Annotated in this window: 16 protein-coding genes and 1 riboswitch; of the genes, 2 read left to right on the top strand and 14 right to left on the bottom strand. The window is 48.5% G+C overall.

What is annotated here, in order from left to right; all coding sequences use genetic code 11:
* Positions 1-5 precede the first annotated feature (5 nt).
* From EHO61_RS03035 to EHO61_RS02975, 13 genes are all read right to left on the bottom strand, one after another.
* Positions 6-1082: a cobalt-precorrin-5B (C(1))-methyltransferase gene (locus EHO61_RS03035; RefSeq protein ID WP_135812152.1), complete on the bottom strand. Its 1077-nt coding sequence runs from the start codon at positions 1080-1082 to the stop codon at positions 6-8.
* Between the two features lie 15 nt (positions 1083-1097).
* Positions 1098-1865, bottom strand: coding sequence for an FAD-binding oxidoreductase (locus tag EHO61_RS03030; protein WP_135812151.1), 768 nt, complete (start codon positions 1863-1865; stop codon positions 1098-1100).
* Between the two features lie 6 nt (positions 1866-1871).
* Entirely contained in the window at positions 1872-2246 is a 375-nt protein-coding gene (locus tag EHO61_RS03025) for a DUF3209 family protein (protein WP_135812150.1), read from the bottom strand.
* A 10-nt stretch (positions 2247-2256) separates the two neighbouring features.
* Entirely contained in the window at positions 2257-3459 is a 1203-nt protein-coding gene (locus tag EHO61_RS03020) for a CbiX/SirB N-terminal domain-containing protein (protein ID WP_210415299.1), read from the bottom strand.
* Complete coding sequence (locus tag EHO61_RS03015) at positions 3456-4217, bottom strand: CbtA family protein (RefSeq protein ID WP_135812149.1); 762 nt, start codon at positions 4215-4217, stop codon at positions 3456-3458. Before EHO61_RS03015 ends, EHO61_RS03020 begins: the two co-directional genes overlap by 4 nt.
* Before the next feature lie 8 nt (positions 4218-4225).
* Entirely contained in the window at positions 4226-4414 is a 189-nt protein-coding gene (locus EHO61_RS03010) for a CbtB domain-containing protein (RefSeq protein ID WP_135812148.1), read from the bottom strand.
* A gap of 130 nt (positions 4415-4544) precedes the next feature.
* Positions 4545-4722, bottom strand: a riboswitch (cobalamin riboswitch).
* A 95-nt stretch (positions 4723-4817) separates the two neighbouring features.
* A complete protein-coding gene (locus EHO61_RS03005; protein ID WP_246031983.1) occupies positions 4818-6920 on the bottom strand; it encodes a TonB-dependent receptor in 2103 nt (700 codons plus the stop codon).
* 348 nt (positions 6921-7268) lie between these two features.
* Entirely contained in the window at positions 7269-7631 is a 363-nt protein-coding gene (locus EHO61_RS03000; RefSeq protein ID WP_135812146.1) for a DoxX family protein, read from the bottom strand.
* A 283-nt stretch (positions 7632-7914) separates the two neighbouring features.
* Positions 7915-9150, bottom strand: a complete 1236-nt coding sequence (locus tag EHO61_RS02995) for a glycosyltransferase family 4 protein (RefSeq protein WP_135812145.1) — start codon at positions 9148-9150, stop codon at positions 7915-7917.
* 68 nt (positions 9151-9218) lie between these two features.
* Positions 9219-9629, bottom strand: a complete 411-nt coding sequence (locus tag EHO61_RS02990; protein WP_167884791.1) for a DUF5329 family protein — start codon at positions 9627-9629, stop codon at positions 9219-9221.
* Positions 9630-9664: 35 nt separating this feature from the next.
* A complete protein-coding gene (locus EHO61_RS02985) occupies positions 9665-10879 on the bottom strand; it encodes a cytochrome c peroxidase (protein WP_135812144.1) in 1215 nt (404 codons plus the stop codon).
* A 10-nt stretch (positions 10880-10889) separates the two neighbouring features.
* The gene (locus tag EHO61_RS02980; protein ID WP_135812143.1) at positions 10890-12110 is read right to left on the bottom strand and encodes an LIC_12337 family protein; all 1221 of its coding nucleotides are present in this window, start codon (positions 12108-12110) and stop codon (positions 10890-10892) included.
* Positions 12111-12124: 14 nt separating this feature from the next.
* The gene (locus EHO61_RS02975) at positions 12125-12310 is read right to left on the bottom strand and encodes a hypothetical protein (RefSeq protein ID WP_135767416.1); all 186 of its coding nucleotides are present in this window, start codon (positions 12308-12310) and stop codon (positions 12125-12127) included.
* A gap of 412 nt (positions 12311-12722) precedes the next feature.
* On the opposite strand from EHO61_RS02975, the gene EHO61_RS02970 reads away from it, so the two are divergent.
* Positions 12723-13853 (top strand): glycosyltransferase, encoded by a 1131-nt coding sequence (locus tag EHO61_RS02970; protein WP_135812557.1) that lies wholly within the window; start codon positions 12723-12725, stop codon positions 13851-13853.
* Positions 13850-16597, top strand: a complete 2748-nt coding sequence (gene polA, locus EHO61_RS02965) for a DNA polymerase I (RefSeq protein ID WP_135812142.1) — start codon at positions 13850-13852, stop codon at positions 16595-16597. The genes EHO61_RS02970 and polA overlap by 4 nt, the downstream gene beginning before the upstream one ends.
* Before the next feature lie 8 nt (positions 16598-16605).
* Here polA and EHO61_RS02960 read toward each other — a convergent pair whose 3' ends face one another.
* Complete coding sequence (locus tag EHO61_RS02960) at positions 16606-17448, bottom strand: DUF4097 family beta strand repeat-containing protein (RefSeq protein ID WP_135812141.1); 843 nt, start codon at positions 17446-17448, stop codon at positions 16606-16608.
* Between the last annotated feature and the right edge of the window lie 7 nt (positions 17449-17455).

Genomic DNA, 17455 nt, shown 5'->3' with positions numbered 1-17455 from the left:
TATAATTACGCGACGTACTGTCCTAGTGGAATTCCGTCAAAGTCGACGAGATGGCAAGACACTTTCAGATCCGCGCCGGCGTGTTTGGTGCAGTTTTCCGATACTCTTTTGCAGAGGACGGAAAGCACATTCATATGGCCCGTCTCTTTCCAGAGTTCCAGAACGTGTCTCGCCGTGTTCGCAGTCTTGGTTTCCGTGCAAACCGCTTCCGGAACTCCTTCCGTTCTCGCGATTTCCGCTAAGAGTTCGGTATTAACCGAAGAGCCGGCTCGGTGAGTCATCATGACGCCGTCCGCCATCTTGGAGAGTTTTCCGATCATGCCGACTACGACTACGAATCTCATGCCTTCTTTGGCGGCGCTTTTTAATCCCGTTCCGATGAAATCCCCTACTTGTATAAAGGAGGCCGGTTCCAAATCCGGAAACAGATCCATTGCGAACTTCTCCGATTTTCCGCCGGTAGTGAGCACGACAGTGTCCGCTCCCAATTCCTTTGCGACGGATACCGCCTGGATGACGCTCGCTTTGTACGCCGCCGTAGAGTAGGGTTTTACGATTCCCGTAGTGCCTAAAATGGAGATTCCTCCGACTAGACCGAGACGTTCGTTCATCGTCTTTTTGGCCATTTCGAGTCCGCCAGGGACGCTGATCCTTACTTCCGCGCCGGTATATTTGGATCCATTCAGTTCTTCTAATACCATTTCCGTGATGTTCTTTCGAGGAACGGGATTTATGGCGGGACCTCCGATCGTCAGTCCGAGTCCTGGTTTCGTTACGGTGGCGACACCTTCTCCGCCGATCAATACGATTTCGTTTCCGTCGTTGAGACGGACTTCGGCGACCAGCTCGGCACCGTGAGTACAATCCGGATCGTCGCCCGCGTCCTTGATTATGCTGCAAACCGCCGCTTCCCCGTTCGATTCGCACCGATGCAATTGAAAGATCACCTTGCGCTTGTTGGGTAGCGTCGTTTCTATTTCGGAAAGCAATTGGTTCGTGACCAATACTCTTACGGCGGCTTTAGCCGCAGCCGCCGAGCAAGCACCCGTCGTGAACCCTTCCCTTAATTCCTTTCCCGCCATCGAATTCGAGTACCTTTAAACTTCCGTCCGTGTCCTATCCTCTTTCGGTACGTCCTGTCGAAAATAGGATTCCGATCCTATCGTATCCCGCCCGATTCCTTTCGTTTCCAAAAAAGAGGCGATCTCGTCCAAAATCCGTCCGTTTCCGCTTAAAAAGAAATTCGAATAGGAATCTCCGGAATTCAATAGCCAACGCGCAAAGGAGAGGGCCGAATCTACGGACCAAGAGTCGCCCGTGGATCGGACAGGAACGAATTCGACCCCCGTCGCGTTTCCGATCCTTTCTTCTCGGATCCAATCCACTAAGGACGGATCTTCATGTTCGCTTAACAGCCATACTAATTTGGTAAAATCGACTCGTTCTTTGAATTTTCCGGAAGAGATTAGGCTGATCGCGGAAGAGATTCCGTTATCGGTCGCGAAAAGAAGGGTTTTTCCGGAGTTCGGCCAGGTTTCGTTACCGGCGAATTTTCCCCAGGGTCCCGAGAATTCGAAATCGGTTCCGTTCTGGCATTCCGAAAGATGATTCGATACCCGACCTTGATGTACTTTTCTAATCAGAAGCTCGAATCGATTTTGATCCGAATCTTTCGAAAAGATAGTGTAGGCCCGTTTGAGTTTTTTTCCCTCCTCGCCCGCGTCTAGACCGGAATTCAAAATGATATATTGCCCTCCGCAGAAATTCAAGGGGCTATCCTTCGGCAAGGAGAATGAATACAGATCGTATCCCGAGCCTATCGGAATTTTGGATTCCAGAGTCGCTTTTTTGGGAGGAGTCGCCACGAACGATTACCCGGGATAGATTTCGTGCACCAAATCGTGCATTTCTTCGAGGTCGTTAAATAATACATTCAAATTTCGGAATGTACTTTTCAATTCCAACTCCACTTTCTTGGTCAGGATAAGAAGGGATCTATAATACGAAAGTTTTGGATCCGTCGGCCCTAAGCTCGCGATTTTTTCCTCCAGCTCGGTCAGACTCCCTTCGTAAAAGCGTATCAGCGACTGGAAGTCCTTGGCTTCGGATAAGCTCCGGATCGGTCCGGGAGCCGCGATCACGTTTTGTCCGATTTCGTTGATCTCGTGGACGCGAACCGCTTCGTCCTTAAGACCCAATATGTTCATCATTCCCAATCTTAATGCGGCTATCTCGTGGCAGGCCATGATTTCTCTCCTATTGCATGATCGAATCCACTAGTCTGGATACGATTTTGTCGTTTAATAAATGATCCTGTACTATCTCCGGGGCGTCGGGTTCCTGCACCCCTTGGTACCAGATTCCGTCCGGGTAGACCACGAGAGAAGGACCTTCTCCGCAGCGACCCAAGCAGGATACTCTAGTCACCCTGAAATCCTTCTGCTTTCCCGAATTCTTGATTTCGGACCTTAGTCTTGCGATCAGACTGCCGCTTCCCTTATGAGCACAATCTATATTATCGCAGACTAATACGTGTTTTTTCAGGTTCGGGTGCGGATATGCGTGAGGAGCGGCTTGGGAGTGCGTCTCCATGTGTCGCACGCTCCATAAAAGCGCTTTAAGTCCTCCGACTTTATCGGTAAGGCCCGGAAGTTTTTCCCTATACTCGCAGGTGGCGCAAGGAAGGCGACCGGTTCCGAGAATCGTTTCCCGAATTCTTTCGTCTAGGATCTCGTGGACGATGCGATCGGAACCGAAATGTCCCGCAATCATCGTGCGGATCCAGGGATAGTTTGCGGAAAAGGAAGACAAACGTTCGGACGCTACTGCGATCAGTTTTCCTCCGAAGAGGAAATAGGGAAGAACCAGTATCCTTTCCGGACGTAGTTTCGCGGCGATTTCAAGACTTTCCTGGAGCTGAGGTTTCGTTATTCCGATGAAAGTAGGCATAACGAAATGATAATAGTTGGATTCCTCGAAAAGGCGAACTATCTTATAAAAATCTGAATTAGCATCCGCATCCGAAGATCCTCTCCCGACCACCAAGACAGCGGTTTTCTCGGGACGACTTTCCGATTTTTTCAACGCGTCCCCGGTTCTCAGGTGCAGCAGTTCCAACATTTTAGGGTGGACTCCGATAGCACTGGCGGGAAGAAATTCCGTATTCGGAAATTGTCGGCTCGCTTCGTCCAAAACCAACGGGATGTCGTTCTTGGTGTGTCCTGCGGAAAAAAGAAAAAGTGGAACGACTACGATTCTGGAGCAGGACTTGGCGAATTCGTATAATGCGGATTTGAAATCCGGGGCGGCCAATTCTATATACGCGCCGCGAACTTCCAAGTCCGGTCTTCTCACGGAATAATCCGAGACGAATTTTTCGAATTCCTCGTTCGAGCCGGGTTCACGGCTTCCGTGACCGACGATCAGAACGCCGATCCGACTCGACAGGGATCCGTTCACGACTTGACGAATCTCCAACTAGTTCCTTTGTCCGTTTTCCGAAAAAGGAAGAATGCGGATAAGCCGAACCAAAAAGCCGCGTTTACCGCTAGGCTGGAATAGAGAAAGCGTGTCTCCAGTTTCAAGGGGGCGGTGCTATCGTGGGATTGCGCCGGAATTCCTAGGAAGAAAGGAAAAGAGGCGATCAAAATTCCCGCTGCGAATGCGGGAAGTCGTTTCCAAAAAACGGTTCCGACTTTGGAAACTAGAAAGGAAGTTACGAAAATTCCGAGAAGAGAACAAAGAACGGACCCGGACCACCAAAAACGCCGTGCAGAAAACGTCTCTTCCGCGCCTGCGTTGCCGGGCAATTCCGGAGGAGTTCCGAGTGCGGGAATTCCGTGAAAAACGGCAAAGCCGAGAAAACCGAAAAGAAGAACGGATTTAAAAGAAAAGTCGGGGCGGATGTCGCCGGAATCTCCGCGTACGAGACTTAGGATTCCCAAAAAAAGAGCGCTTAAAATTCCGAAGCCCGATCCCAGCAACGCGCAACCTAGCACGGTCGGTACGAATTGGTGTATGAAATTTTTATTTATATCGGTTTCCGAAGCGCTTCGACTATGGATAGTCACGGCTCCGTGTGAATGACTATGCCCGTCCTCGTAAAGTTCCGCTTCCCAAATGAGCGGGCTAGTGATGAAAAGAAATAAAATTCCCCAAAGGACACCGGCTCCGATCCCCGCCCAAAACCCTCTTTTGCAAAGGGCTAGTAGGGACATTGAGTCGTTTAATGGCACGGAAATCCTGCTGCGTGACGGAGATCGTGGAAAGTATCGTGCACCGCCTGCATCGGTTCCAAAGCCACGATATAAATCGCTCCGAACGCAAAAAGAGAAATGCCGAGAAGCAGAAACAAAGAGTTCCAACGGGTTGCTATTCTTTGGAGTGAATTTTGAAGAAGGCTTATTGTGCGCATTTAAGTTCTCCCGAAGAGTGTTAAAATCGTTTTTTGCGAATTTATGATTCGTAAAAAGAATCGTTCAATGTCGTTTTTATTCTGAGTAATTTTTTCACGGAAAACAGCCTTAAAGCCGAAGCTGATTCTCGTTCAGGGTTTTTTTAGGGCGTCTTCTGACTCGAGTTCATCCTACTCGGAGCGTCTTCCCAGATTTCTCCAGTGACATATTGCTCCTTTTGTCCCTCTTACAGCGGCGGTACCGTGACGGAATTTCACCATCTTCCACAAACGCGAAGCATTTGCGTGCCTAAAACAAACTATCCAAGACTCTAGACTAATCCGAATCTTTGGATTTTGCATACAACTTTTTTTGCCTTCCTGCCAAAAAAGAAACGCTTTTCTCTTTGAATGGGCTCCGTGGTTAATATTTGATACTCAATGAAAATCTAATATTCCTAGGCATAACCGGATGGGTTAGAACGTCGTTATAACCCCCGTTGTCCGGGCCGGGAGCTTCGTTTTTCAATAATGTCGGATAATAATACTGGACCTGACTGGCGGGAGCATTCGTCAGGTTGAAGACATCCAGCTGGATCGAACAGAAATCGCCTATATGCTTTCCGATTTGCAGGTTCCAAAGAGTACTCGGAGTGGATCGTACCCAGTCGCTTTCGATCAGAGCCCTGGGCCCGAAATACCGTACACGAATTGATCCGAAATATTCCCACCGATCAAAGCTGATTCCGGCAGCGAATACCTTGCCTATGGCTTGAGGAACGTAATTTCCGATCGGATCGTATTTTCTGTATTTTGCTTTCGAGATTGAAATATCTACGTCCACCGTCAACCAAGAGGAGAGGGAATAGAGATTGGACCATTCGACACCTCTTCGCGTGCTCGGACGACTGGGGCTAGTAGTACCGTCATCTCCCGAATACACTAATTCTGAGTCCAAATCCAATCTCCAGAAAACCAAAGAGGATTGTAGTCCCGAAAGAATCATTGCCTTCATCCCGACTTCGCTTCCTCCCGTTTTTGCAATAGGACTTACTGTGGAATACGGAATTAAGAGACCTTTCGCATCGTTGCTGTGAAAGCCGTAGCCGCCGTTGAGATAAAAATCGAATCCTTTCCAAGGGCCGAGGTTCAAACCCGCTTTCGGATTGGTCGTTTGTGCCCGCCTGATAGTGCTTATATTCGTTAAATCGTCCGCGACGTTGAAAAAGAACGTATCGTTTCGTACTCCCGCAAAGGCCTTGATTTTTTCCGTAAAGGAAATCCTATTTTCATAATATACGGATGCAGTACTTTCGATGACTCGATCCAGTTTTAATCTTTCGAGTCTGGATCTTGCCTGAGTATGATAAAGTCCAGTGTGGATATAATCCCTTCTGAACTGCACTCCGAACGTGTTTTCGGACTTGAGAGTTCCTAGAAAGAGAGTCCGGCTGTAGGAAGCTTTTCCCCCTCCTATGGTTCTCCGATCTTTTTGTTCGACCTGGTCCCCGTTTACGGGATCGTTTAGAAAAAAAGTGAAATCGGAAAACAGGTCGAGGTCGTAATACGTGCTGTATAAAAGCGCTTTCACCTCGGAATTCGCGGTTTTTTTGTGGGCTTCGACGGTAATGCTCGCGCGCCGGGAATGTCCTCCATCGTTCGGATCTTCCGCATCGTACCGGTTCAATCCCCCGGCATCCGCGTTCAACCAGGATCTTCCTATTTTCAGGGCTCTTTGCGGAATCTGATTCGTAGCGTGCCAAGAACCTCTATATCCGAGAAATTGGACGGACATCCCTTCCGAAGCGTCCCCACGACTATAACCCAAAAAGGAGTTTAGTTTATTATAATGATCCGGAATGGTCCAAGGGCCGTCGTAATGGGAATATTCCGCCGCATACAGGAGATTTCCGGATCCGATCCTTTTGGATTCGGCAAAGACCGTACGCCGGAAGCCGAGACTCCCTCCCTCTATCTTGATCAGACTTTTGGGAAGAGACTTGAAATAATTCATCCGCATCGCGCCTGCCGAAGAAAAATCCCCTTCGTCGACGTGATAGACTCCTTTCTTGTACTCGATTTCCCGAATTAGCTCCGGGATAATGAAATTCAAATCCGTATAACCTTGTCCGTGTGCGTGGCTCGGATTATTGATCGGAACCCCGTCTATGCTCGACGCGAAATCAGTTCCGTGATCCAGATTGAAACCTCTTAAAAAAAACTGGTTGGCCTTTCCTCCTCCGCTGTGTTGTGTTACGATTACTCCGGGAATGGCTTCGGCCAATTCTCCCACATTTTGGATGGGTCTGGCCTTCAATCTTTGCGAGTCGATCTTTCCTTCGCTGGTTGATCTGGAGTCCGCTCTGCCTCGAACCGTAATTCCTTCGTTCTGTACGTTTATTTTTCGGGAGGAATCCCTTTTGGCTGGAGGTTTGGATTTTTCCTCCAGTCCCGATTCTGAAAAAGCGATTTGCAGAGGTAAGAAGAACGCCAGAGCGGCGGTAAACCGTTTGAAATGAACTTGCACCGATCGTATCCCCCTCGAAACGGGGATTCACAAGTTCATCATAATAATATGAACTATGTCTTCGATTTCGGAAAGGAAATTTCCTGCGGAACCGGCGACACGATAGAAACCCCGGAATCGCTTTTCGGGGGCCCTTCATAAAACGGATAGGAATGCGTTTACGAAATACGATTTACCCAGACCACGGAGCTATAAAAATCGCGGGGAAGATCTGGCTTACGCAATCCCGGACTTGGGCGGAACGAAGATTGCGATCACAGTTGCGGGTCAGCGAGGGAATTTCACCCTGCTTCCTCCCAGAAAGCTATAAGCATGGAACTCGTCTGTCCGTTTCGTCGCAAGCAAAAATCACGTATAAAGATAAGCCCAATAGATCAAAAGCAATTGTACGGGTAATCGTACCAGTAGTAAAACAGTAGGAGGATCCCGTTTTGTTCTCGATTGGAAATGATATACGTTTGCCGGAAATACGGCGATCAGCAAAAACACGATCCCCCACGCGCATAGGGATCTTGTAGGGGGGTAAAATAATCCTAAACCGAGTAGAATTTCCGCAACTCCACTAACTTGTACCATGAACTTATGATACGGGATCCAGGGCGGCATGATTCTCAGATAGAACTTAGGAATGACGAAATGTAGGATTCCGGCGATCGTATAAAGGACGGCCATGATCCAGAGGCTGATCGTTTTGACTTCCAATGTTTCCATGGGAAGCCATGTTACGATCTCTAGGGATTACCGGTCTGCCTTTTTTCTCTGTCTCTCCGCCTGAAGCGCTTTTGTCGGGCGCGGTTGTTTTTGATGTGGAATTTAGAGGAAGACGGGAATTTTTCCCGTTTCGGGAAGGAAAAATAAGTGGAAGGCTTGTATCCGGGGAACTTCAGCATTATGCTTCTGACTCCTTACCGTTCGGTTGCCCGTCATTATAGGAATCGGAAAGGAAGTACAAGCAAAAAAGGAAATTTTATATTCCTTTTTCGTGAAATTTCGATTAAGCCCTGCTTACGACAACCTTAAAGGAACTCGATTTGCGGCTCTTGGCTTTTTTCGTGAGTCGTTTTCCGAATTCCGCATATACGGTTTCGAGAGTATCTGCAACGTCTTCCCAAGAGCAGCCTTCTGCGGTCTTTCTGGCTTGGGTACCCAGTTTTTTGGCTAACTTTTTGTTTTCCGCAAGAAGGCAGGCAAGTTCCGCGAATTCCTCTTCCTTATCCAACGCGGGTAGGAGAGCCGATTTTCCGTGTCTTAGATATTCTTTTGCAGCTGCGTAATCGTACGCTACGATCGGAAGACCGGAAGCCATCGCTTCCAGCACCACGTTTCCGAACGTTTCCGTCACGCTCGGAAATAAGAATAAATCCCCGGTCGCGTAATGTTTGGCTAGCTCTTGGCCTTTTTGCATTCCCGCGAATATGAAATCCGGATGCTCGCTTTTCAACTTTTCTTTTGCAGGACCGTCCCCGACCAAAATCAGTTTCGCTTCCGGGACTTTCGCTTGGAGGCTACGAAACGCCCGAACTAAAAGGCCCAGGTTCTTTTCCGGAGCAATTCGTCCGACGTACAATACGGCGAAGTCGGAAGGCGTTAAACCCCAGCTTTTTCTCAATTTCGAATCCTTTTGCGCCGGATGGAATAGCGTAGTATCGATTCCTCTCGAAACCACTTTAAGGTTTTTATATCCGGAGGCCGCCAACTGATCCACGATCTGTGCGGTGGGGGCGAGCGTCGCGTGAGTGAGGTTGTGCAAGTTGCGAAGATAGGAATGGACCAGTTTACCGATAAAGCCCACCTTATAGTATCTAGCGTAAGAATGAAAATTCGTTCTAAAATCGCTGACTACGGGCAGCTTTAGGTGTCTCGCAGCGCGGACAGCCGATAAGCCGAGCGGGCCTTCGGTGACCACATGCACCAGGTCCGGCTTTTCGAATTGCATCAATCTTCTCAAGAGTCGCTTTTCCGGAAAGCCGAAGCGAAGGTCCTCGTAAAACGGAATTTTGGCGCCCCGTACCAATACTTCCCTGTAATTCCCGTTGGCCGTAGCCATATCGTTCGAGGATTGGCGAGGGCGGACTAGTATGATTTCGTGTCCCCTTTGTAGAAGGTCGCTTAACATGCGATAGAGCGTTTTGGAAACCCCGTTGATTTCCGGAGGGAAGGTCTCCGTCACGACCATGACGCGCAACGGGTTGGGGTTCGGATAAATTTTCGTATTTGCCTCGGAAAACATCTCTCCGATCGTACGGAAATCCTGTATCTATTCGGTGAATAGGCGATTACTTTTTGGTTACAATGGTTCTAAGGGTGTTGTTTCTCTCCGCTTCGCCGGTCCTGATTCTTCTTTTTTTTGATTTTCTCCTCCTGTGTCCTCAGCCATTTTTCGGATTCGATCTCTTTTCCGTCCGGAAAACGGATTTTGTAAGGGATGCCCGTGATCGAGGATTTGCTGGCCAGCCCTTTTATGAATTCGTCTATGGTTCCGATCCTTCCCTTGGTAGCTTCATATTTTCGTAATAAATGGGATTTTGCCTCTTTTACGGAATGCTCCGAGCCATTACGGATGAAAACGCATCCGTTGCAGGAATCGAGAGTCGAAAGTAGCGCATTGATTTCCGATTCGAGTTCCGATTCTGCGGAGACAGGACGTAACGTTAAGAACAGAAGAGGAATCAGGACGTAAAAGAGGGCTCGAAATAAAAAAGGGGGCATTTGATTTTATCTCCGTGAACTATCGATCGTTTCGACTAAGGATTTTTCGCACTTGGTCGGGCGCAGTGTTCCGGTGGAACTGGAACTGCTCCTTCCGGGTCGCTCAAGAGAGGATCGGTCAAAAAGCAATCGTCCGTTAAGGAACGCAGGAACTCCAGTAAGTCGGATTTTTGCGATTCCGTCAAACCGAGCGGGCGAATCCTAGGGTCTTTGTTCGGATTTTTTCTCCCATCCCCGAAAAAGACCCCGTGCCGGATATTTCTTCCTCCCGAGTCGAATAAATCCACGACTTCTCTTAACGTCGCAACGCTCCCGTCGTGCATATACGGAGCGGAAACGGCAACGTTTCGAAGAGAAGGGGTCTTGAATTTTCCTCGATCGGACGACTTGGTGGTGATCGTATAAATTCCTTGGGTTTGGAGCGCCGCAGTCGCCCCGTGCAGATTGCGGTCCGGATAATCTCCCTTGTTCCCCACATTATAAAGTCCGATATTCGCAAACGGAATATCTCCTTTCTCGTCCGAATTGAAGTAGGGACCTCCGTGACAATGATAGCAGCCCGCCGTATCGGACTCGAAAATTTTCTTTCCTCTTTCCGCGGCTGCTGATAGGACCTTTCTATCAAAAGGCGAACGGAGGGAGATCATGGTAATCTCGAAGGCGGCGATGGCTCTCGCGATATGAATGACGTCTATCGCTTCTTCCCCGAAAGCCGCTCGGAACATTCCGGGATATTTCGGATTTTCTCGTAAGCGGGCCGCGACCACATGTTCCCTTCCGGTAATCGCAAGTTCTTCGATGGTAGTCAGAGTATTCTCCGAAAAGAACGGGATTAGAGTTTGGTTGTCCAATCGATTCAGAGCCGGATTTGCCCAAGTATAAGGAGAAAAATATCCGGGGTTCGCGATCGAAAGGGAATTTCTAGGATGCACTTTTCCCGTAGAACCGATCGAGCGGGGAAGCCCGTCGGAAAATCCTAAACTTTGTTTGTGGCAGGAAGCGCAGGATTGATTCCTATTTCTGGAAAGATCTTTCTCGTAAAATAGGTGCCTTCCCAAGGTAACCGTTTCTTTCGTCACACAAACGTCGGGAGGATGTTTCGGAGCGGCAACTGTTTCCGCAAAGCCGTAATCGTAGTTTCCGCAAAAGCCTCCGGCTTCCGCGAGATACTTCAATTTAGAACAGAAGCCCAGGACGGTTGCGAGCAGGACTAGACCCGCAAGCGAAAGTCCTCGGAAAGTTTCCGGCATCAGATACGTGTCAGAACGGAACGGATTCGCCGGAGGGATGGAGGCTGATGGAACTTCCCATTCCGGTATCGATCGTAGTCTTTTGAGTATCGTCGTACGAGCCTGTTCCGTTCGGAGCCGTTCCTAATTTATTAAAGAGTGCTTGAACTCCGGGATATCCTCCTCCGCTGGCAGGTTCCGGAAAACCGGCGGGTATGGCAGTAGAAGTGAAGTTATCCGAGATGAATCCTCCACCGTTAAAAATACCGAACTTCAAAATGTCGAAGCCGCAGATGGTGCCGCTCGTACTCATGCTAGTGGTGGAGACTCCGGAAAGAGCCGTGGTTTCGAAATTACTTACCGTTTTTTGACCGTAGGCGAGTGCGTAATAATGGTTTACCGCGGTCCCGCTACAAGCACTGGTCATCGCTACGGTTCTCGCCGCGATCCGAACGCAAATCCCGGTGGCCATTCCTCCGCCTTGTAGGCCCAAGGTCATTTCTTCCAGGATTACCCTTCCTCTATCGGAAGTAGTGGAAGCGTTCGCGCCCGAGAGCCAGAATGCGCCTACCCAAGAGTAGGTCTGTCTGCGGCTCGGAGCCGCTCCGTAGATATAACTTTCCACCAACAAATTCGGGTTATCCGAAAGTGTGGAACTTAAGACTCCGATCCTATAAGTAAGAAGCACTCCGTTTGTGGTGTTGGGAGTATTTACATCATCGAACAACAATTCTAAAGCGTCGAGTCCGTCGCTAGCTCTCCATACCTTGAAACGATTCGTAAAATTCTTCGTCCCGGTATAAGCGGAAGAGGAGATGCTTTGGCAAGAGGTGCCGCAAGCGGCGCCCGTCGTTAATTTGATCTTGTATGGGACGCCGTTCAAGTTCGTGGTGGTTTGGAAACTTCCGGTATTGTTGAGAAGCCTCGAATTTTTCAAGCCCATGATGATCTGATCGGCCAAAGAGGAATTGTTGTTTGCCCAAGTCGCGGATTGACGTACCGCCCCCCAATCGGCTGCAGTAGTCGCGTCCAGTTTTTGGGGTCCGTCCAGAACGATCTTCCATGGAGAAGAACCCGAGGAAAAATAGGTCTGGCCTGTGGCCATCGTTTTCAATACGGCCTCTATGGATTTCAACTCGGGAAGAGTGACCGTCACTGCCGCCGTTGGATGATCGCTTTGCCTAGTCATACGCACGGAAAATCCAAGAACAAGGAAGAAAACGGTCAGAAGGAGCGCTAGTTTCGTTTTCATCGGGAGCCCCAAGGCTAAAGTCTCACTCCGGGTGGGATGCAGATCACCAATCCGGACTGGTTTTGACAGGGATTGCTGCTCAACCATGCCGCTACAAGAAGCAGCATCGAATCCTGATTATTATTGTGTTTGTGCATCAGGTTACATGCCGAAAGAAATAAGAAAATTCCGATAGATAAATAAAGCAGTCTGCGGCGCATCACGTTTAACCTCTGGGAAAACTGTATGATTTAAAATTCGCCTAAATGAAATTCCGGAAACTTAGGCAAACAATCCAAATTCCCGAATATTTCTACGGATTGTCAAACCGATCTTTCGGTTTTTGTTTTTGAAGAACGTTCCGTTCGAAAAACGAATCTGTCTTCCTGCTAGCAAAACAAAATAGAGATCCGTTTTTCCGGAGAATTCCTTTTTTTAGAAAAAAATTTCCAAGGATTGCTTCCTGGCATTTTTTGGGGCCTTATTTTGCCGAATTTTTTCCCTTTAGGAAAACCCATTTCGTTATATTGGAATTATTTTTATTAAGACGGAAGAATTTCTCCCAGTGTTTTGCGGAAAAATCCGGTACATAACTCCTTGCAGAATTCTACCTTTCACCCCAAGTTAGATCGCGTGATCCTACATATCGATACTGAAACCGGTTGGCGGGGAGGAGAAAGGCAACTTTTTCTCCTAGTGGAAGGACTGAAAAAGCGGAAGATTTCCCAATTGATCCTTTGCCGTCCCGGCTCCGCTCTGGAGACAAGGGCAAAAGAAGCCGGGTTTCCTACTGCCACCCTTCCGTTGAAAGGGGAATGGGACTTCGCGTCCGTTGCCGCTCTTCGAGAATTGATTCGTGCCAAAGGAGTACGGATCGTTCATGCACATACGGCCAAAGCGCATTCCATCGCCTGGATGGCCAAGGCGAAACTCCCGCAAGTTCGTCTCATCGTATCTCGCCGGGTGGACTTTCGGATCCGAAGGAATTGGTTCAGTAAGAGAAAATACGTATCTCCTCGTGTGGATCTTTTTTTGGCCGTCTCGAATACCATCAGAGAAGTTCTGGTTCGCGGCGGCGTCGATCCGGCCAAGGTGGTCACGGTATATAGCGGGATAGATCTCACTCCTCCGAAAAAAACACCGAATCCGAATCATCTGAAAAAGGAATTCGAATTACAAAAAGATGAATTAGTGATCGGTAATGTGGCGGCATTAGTGGATCATAAGGACCAAAAGACTCTTTTAAACGCGCTTTCCTTGGTTCGATCGGACCAAAAATTCAAAACCTTCATCGTAGGGGAAGGGCCGCTTCGAAAGGAATTAGAGGAGTTGGCTCGGCAAAAGGGGTTACTGAATAAGGTGATCTTTACGGGGTTTCGAGAGGACATACGGGAATTTCTCTCGCTTTTCGACATATTCACATTGACCTCCAAGGAGGAAGGACTGGGGACTTCCGTATTGGATGCGATGTCGGCGGGATTGCCGATCGTAGCGACGAACGGAGGGGGAATCGCCGAAATGTTGGTTCAGGAAAAGGGAGCCTTTATCTCTTCCGTAGGTGACGCGGACTCTCTCGCTAAGTCGTTTAAAATTCTTTTAGAAGACGCCAAATTGCGGAAGACGTTCGGCGGCATGAACAAAGAATTCGTCAGAAAATTCTCCATTAAGAATACGTTAAAGAAAACGGAGCTGGCATATTACAGCCTTATCGGAGAGGACCTATATATCGTTTCGAAAAAAGGGAAATCGGGGGAAGCCGCGTGAAAAGATTACTGATCATAGACGGACATGCGTTTGCCTTTCGCGCCTATTATGCGTTTGCCGCGGCTCATTTGACGAATTCGAAAACCGGAAAGCCGAGCGGAGCCGTCTTCGGCTTTTTTCGGATGTTGTTCAAACTTTTCGAGGATTATACTCCGACTCATGTCGCAATGACCTTCGATCCCGGCGGTCCTCTGGAAAGGGGAACTACGTTTGCGGATTATAAGGCCAATCGAAAGCCCATGCCGGAAGATCTGCGCCCTCAATTGCATGAAATCATGGAAACCCTCGAAAAACTGGGTTTTCGGGTTTTAAGAGTGACCGGTCACGAGGCGGATGACGTTATCGGAACCTTAACGGAGACGTATAAGGGAAAAGCGAAAGAGATTTTGATTTTTTCGGGCGATAAGGACCTTTATCAATTATTAGAAAAAAAGAATATTAAAATGCTCCGCGGAAAGAAAGGAGTCACGGAATTCGTGGAGATAGATTCTTCCTGGGTCAAGGAGGAATTGGGGGTGGACGTCAAGCAGATCACGGATTATATGGGGATTGTAGGCGACACATCCGACAATATTCCCGGAGTAAAAGGGATCGGAGACAAAGGCGCATCCAAACTTCTCCAAGAATACAAAAACCTGGAAGGAATCTATAAGAACATAGAGGAGATCCGGAACGCTTCCGTAAAGAATAAGCTTCTGGAACATAAGGAAAACGCGTTTCTTTCCCGCAATCTCGCGACGATCAAGAGAGATTTGGATCTGGGGATCGGCGAAAGCGAACTCAAGATTCCGGAATACAATTCGGATGATGCTATCCGTTATCTGAAATCCCAAGGTTATAACGTGTTGTCCCGGGATTTGGCTAAGTCGGCGGGAAAGGAGCCTCCGCCCGACGAACCGGAGGTCGAAGAAAAAGGGAAACCTTCCGTCGCGGCCAAAGGAATCTACAAAAGAATCGAAAGCCTGGAAGAATTATCCAAGCTTGCCCGCGCTTGGAAAAAATCCCCCATCTTGGCGGTGGATACGGAGACCACTTCCCAAAACCCCGTAGATGCGGAATTGTTGGGAATTTCCCTATCAAACCAGGAAGGAACGGGGTCCTACATCCCGGTAACGCATTCCCAAGGACTCTTTAACGACCAACTTCTGCCTCTGGACAAGGTGCGGGAAATTTTGGATCCGGTGCTTTCCGATCCGTTCATTCCCAAAGTCGGGCAGAATATCAAATACGATCTGATCGTACTGGAAAACCACGGCTTTAAGTTGGAGAATATCGTCTTCGACACCATGTTGGCCTCTTACATTCTGCAACCCGAGTCCCGTCGCCACAATATGGACGACCTGGCCAAGGAACTTCTCAACTATCAGACAATACATTATTCGGATCTAGTGGGAACAGGGAGAAATAAAAAGAATCTCTGGGAAGTGGAGCTGGATAAGGTTTCGGAGTACGCATCGGAAGACGCGGACGTCACTCTTCGCTTATACAATTCCCTGAGAAAACCTTTAAAGGATTCCGGATTGGATCCGGTTTTGAAGGAGATCGATCTTCCTTTGATCCGAGTCTTAGCGGATATGGAAAAAGCCGGGATCGCCGTAAATGCGGAATATTTCGCGGAACTTTCCAAGGATTTTCAAAGAGAAGTAAAGGATCTAGTACGGCAAATCCATAAGTATGCCGGAAAGGAATTCAATATAGCCAGTACTAAAGAGCTTCAGAAAATACTTTTCGAAGATCTGAAATTGAAGGTCGTAAAAAAGACCCAGACAGGCTATTCTACCGATCACGAGGTTCTGGAGGAACTCTTAGGGGAACATCCGATCGTGGAAAAGCTGTTGGATTACAGAAAATATACGAAACTACTCTCCACATACGTGGATACTCTACCCTCGATGGCTTCTGCTAAAGACGGAAGGATCCATACCAGCTATAATATGACCATCGCGGCCACGGGTCGCTTGTCTTCTACGGATCCGAACCTCCAAAACATACCGATTCGGGAAAAGGAAGGTCGCCTGATCCGAAAAGGATTCATTAGCGGGCACAAGGACTTCGAACTTTTGAGTCTGGATTATTCCCAAATAGAATTGAGGATAATGGCTCATATCTCGGGGGATCCTGCAATGGTCGAGGCCTACGAAAAAGGAATAGATATACACAAACGGACCGCTTCCGCTTTGTACGGGGTGCCGGAATCCGACGTGACTCCGGAGATGCGCGATAAAGCCAAGGTGGTTAATTTTTCCGTAATATACGGAGTCACTCCGTACGGATTGAGCAGGAATCTTCGCATTTCCAGGGAGGAAGCGAAAGAATTTATAGAAAGATACCTTGCCCAATATCCGGGAGTGAAGAAATATATGGACGATACCATTGCTTTCTGCGAGGAAAAGGGCTATGTCGAAACGCTGAAGGGAAGGCGCCGTCCCGTTCCGGACATCAATTCGAGTCATAGAATGCACAAGGAAGCTGCCCGGCGCGTGGCGATCAATACGCCGATACAGGGAACCTGCGCGGATATGATTAAGATCGCGATGCTTCATATCCACGAAAAGATCACGAAGCACAAGTGGAAGTCACAACTTCTCCTGCAAGTGCACGACGAATTGGTCTTCGAAGTTCACAAAAGTGAAAAGGACGAGTTTCTAAAAGTCGCCAAAGACCTTATGGAGAAAGCGATGCCTCTAAAGGTTCCCGTCAAGGTAGCCGGAAAATTCGGGGCCAACTGGGACGAAGCCCACTGAGGTTTCCTTTAGGCGTTTGCACAAAGTTTCGGATCCGGTCCCTCATTCCGAGAGGAGTGAATATGAATTTCCTCTTTGGAACGCAATTGCAGATGCGAAGGTTTGGGACCTATCGCGCTCGCCTTCAGATATTTTCCTTTTTCCAAAATTAGGAAGCTCGGAAGGTCCCGGAAAATCCGATTCTTGGGACCGGAAGCCTGTAAAAGACAACCGCCTTCCGGAATCAGATTTTTCAATCGTAAGGGACCTCCAGTAACGAAGTAGTTTTGCGAACCCGGACGAAGTCTGATTTCATTTGCGGACAAAAAGTGTTCGGAAGAAAGACGAAAGCGACCTTCCCCGCCCGCCAGAGTCAAGGTTCCCGTGACGGAAGTCAGAAGATGGTCACCGGAAAGTTCTCCGGCAATGATATCTCCTCCGGCTGTGGAAGCGGAGACGGAACCTTGGACGTTGGAAAGAACGATGTCTCCTTTTGCGGATGCTAGCCGGAAATTACCGCTGGCGGTTTCCAGACGGATGTCGCCCTCCGAGCAAGCCGCGTCCACATCTCTGAATTTTCCTCTGAGACGGATCGGAGTCGAGTTTCCGGCGATCTTCACGCTTTGGTTTTCGGGAAGACTCAGTTGAAATCGAATTTCTCCCGACGAAACGAAATGGGGAGCTACCGCCGTGATTTTCAGTTTTTCCCCTTTCTTTTCGATACGGTACTTTATGTTTCCGATTTTTTCCACCATACATTCGGGAGAGGCATTCCCGCTGGATACGAAGACTTCTCCTCCGTGGCCGAAAATTTCCACGCAGGTAACCCCGCTCATATCCAAGGGATGGATTTGTAAGGTTTTCTCTTTCATACTTTTT

This window comes from Leptospira fluminis (assembly GCF_004771275.1).
In the GTDB taxonomy this organism is placed as follows: domain Bacteria; phylum Spirochaetota; class Leptospiria; order Leptospirales; family Leptospiraceae; genus Leptospira_B; species Leptospira_B fluminis.
This window is presented reverse-complemented; position numbering and strand designations above follow the sequence as displayed.

What these genes read in the sequence shown, in the direction of transcription:
- EHO61_RS03035 (WP_135812152.1), bottom strand. Translation starts at nt 1,082, where the DNA reads ATGGCGGGAAAGGAATTAAGGGAAGGGTTCACGACGGGTGCTTGCTCG.
- EHO61_RS03025 (WP_135812150.1), bottom strand. Translation starts at nt 2,246, where the DNA reads ATGGCCTGCCACGAGATAGCCGCATTAAGATTGGGAATGATGAACATA.
- EHO61_RS03015 (WP_135812149.1), bottom strand. Translation starts at nt 4,217, where the DNA reads ATGTCCCTACTAGCCCTTTGCAAAAGAGGGTTTTGGGCGGGGATCGGA.
- EHO61_RS03010 (WP_135812148.1), bottom strand. Translation starts at nt 4,414, where the DNA reads ATGCGCACAATAAGCCTTCTTCAAAATTCACTCCAAAGAATAGCAACC.
- EHO61_RS03000 (WP_135812146.1), bottom strand. Translation starts at nt 7,631, where the DNA reads ATGGAAACATTGGAAGTCAAAACGATCAGCCTCTGGATCATGGCCGTC.
- EHO61_RS02995 (WP_135812145.1), bottom strand. Translation starts at nt 9,150, where the DNA reads ATGTTTTCCGAGGCAAATACGAAAATTTATCCGAACCCCAACCCGTTG.
- EHO61_RS02990 (WP_167884791.1), bottom strand. Translation starts at nt 9,629, where the DNA reads ATGCCCCCTTTTTTATTTCGAGCCCTCTTTTACGTCCTGATTCCTCTT.
- EHO61_RS02985 (WP_135812144.1), bottom strand. Translation starts at nt 10,879, where the DNA reads ATGCCGGAAACTTTCCGAGGACTTTCGCTTGCGGGTCTAGTCCTGCTC.
- EHO61_RS02980 (WP_135812143.1), bottom strand. Translation starts at nt 12,110, where the DNA reads ATGAAAACGAAACTAGCGCTCCTTCTGACCGTTTTCTTCCTTGTTCTT.
- EHO61_RS02975 (WP_135767416.1), bottom strand. Translation starts at nt 12,310, where the DNA reads ATGCGCCGCAGACTGCTTTATTTATCTATCGGAATTTTCTTATTTCTT.
- EHO61_RS02960 (WP_135812141.1), bottom strand. Translation starts at nt 17,448, where the DNA reads ATGAAAGAGAAAACCTTACAAATCCATCCCTTGGATATGAGCGGGGTT.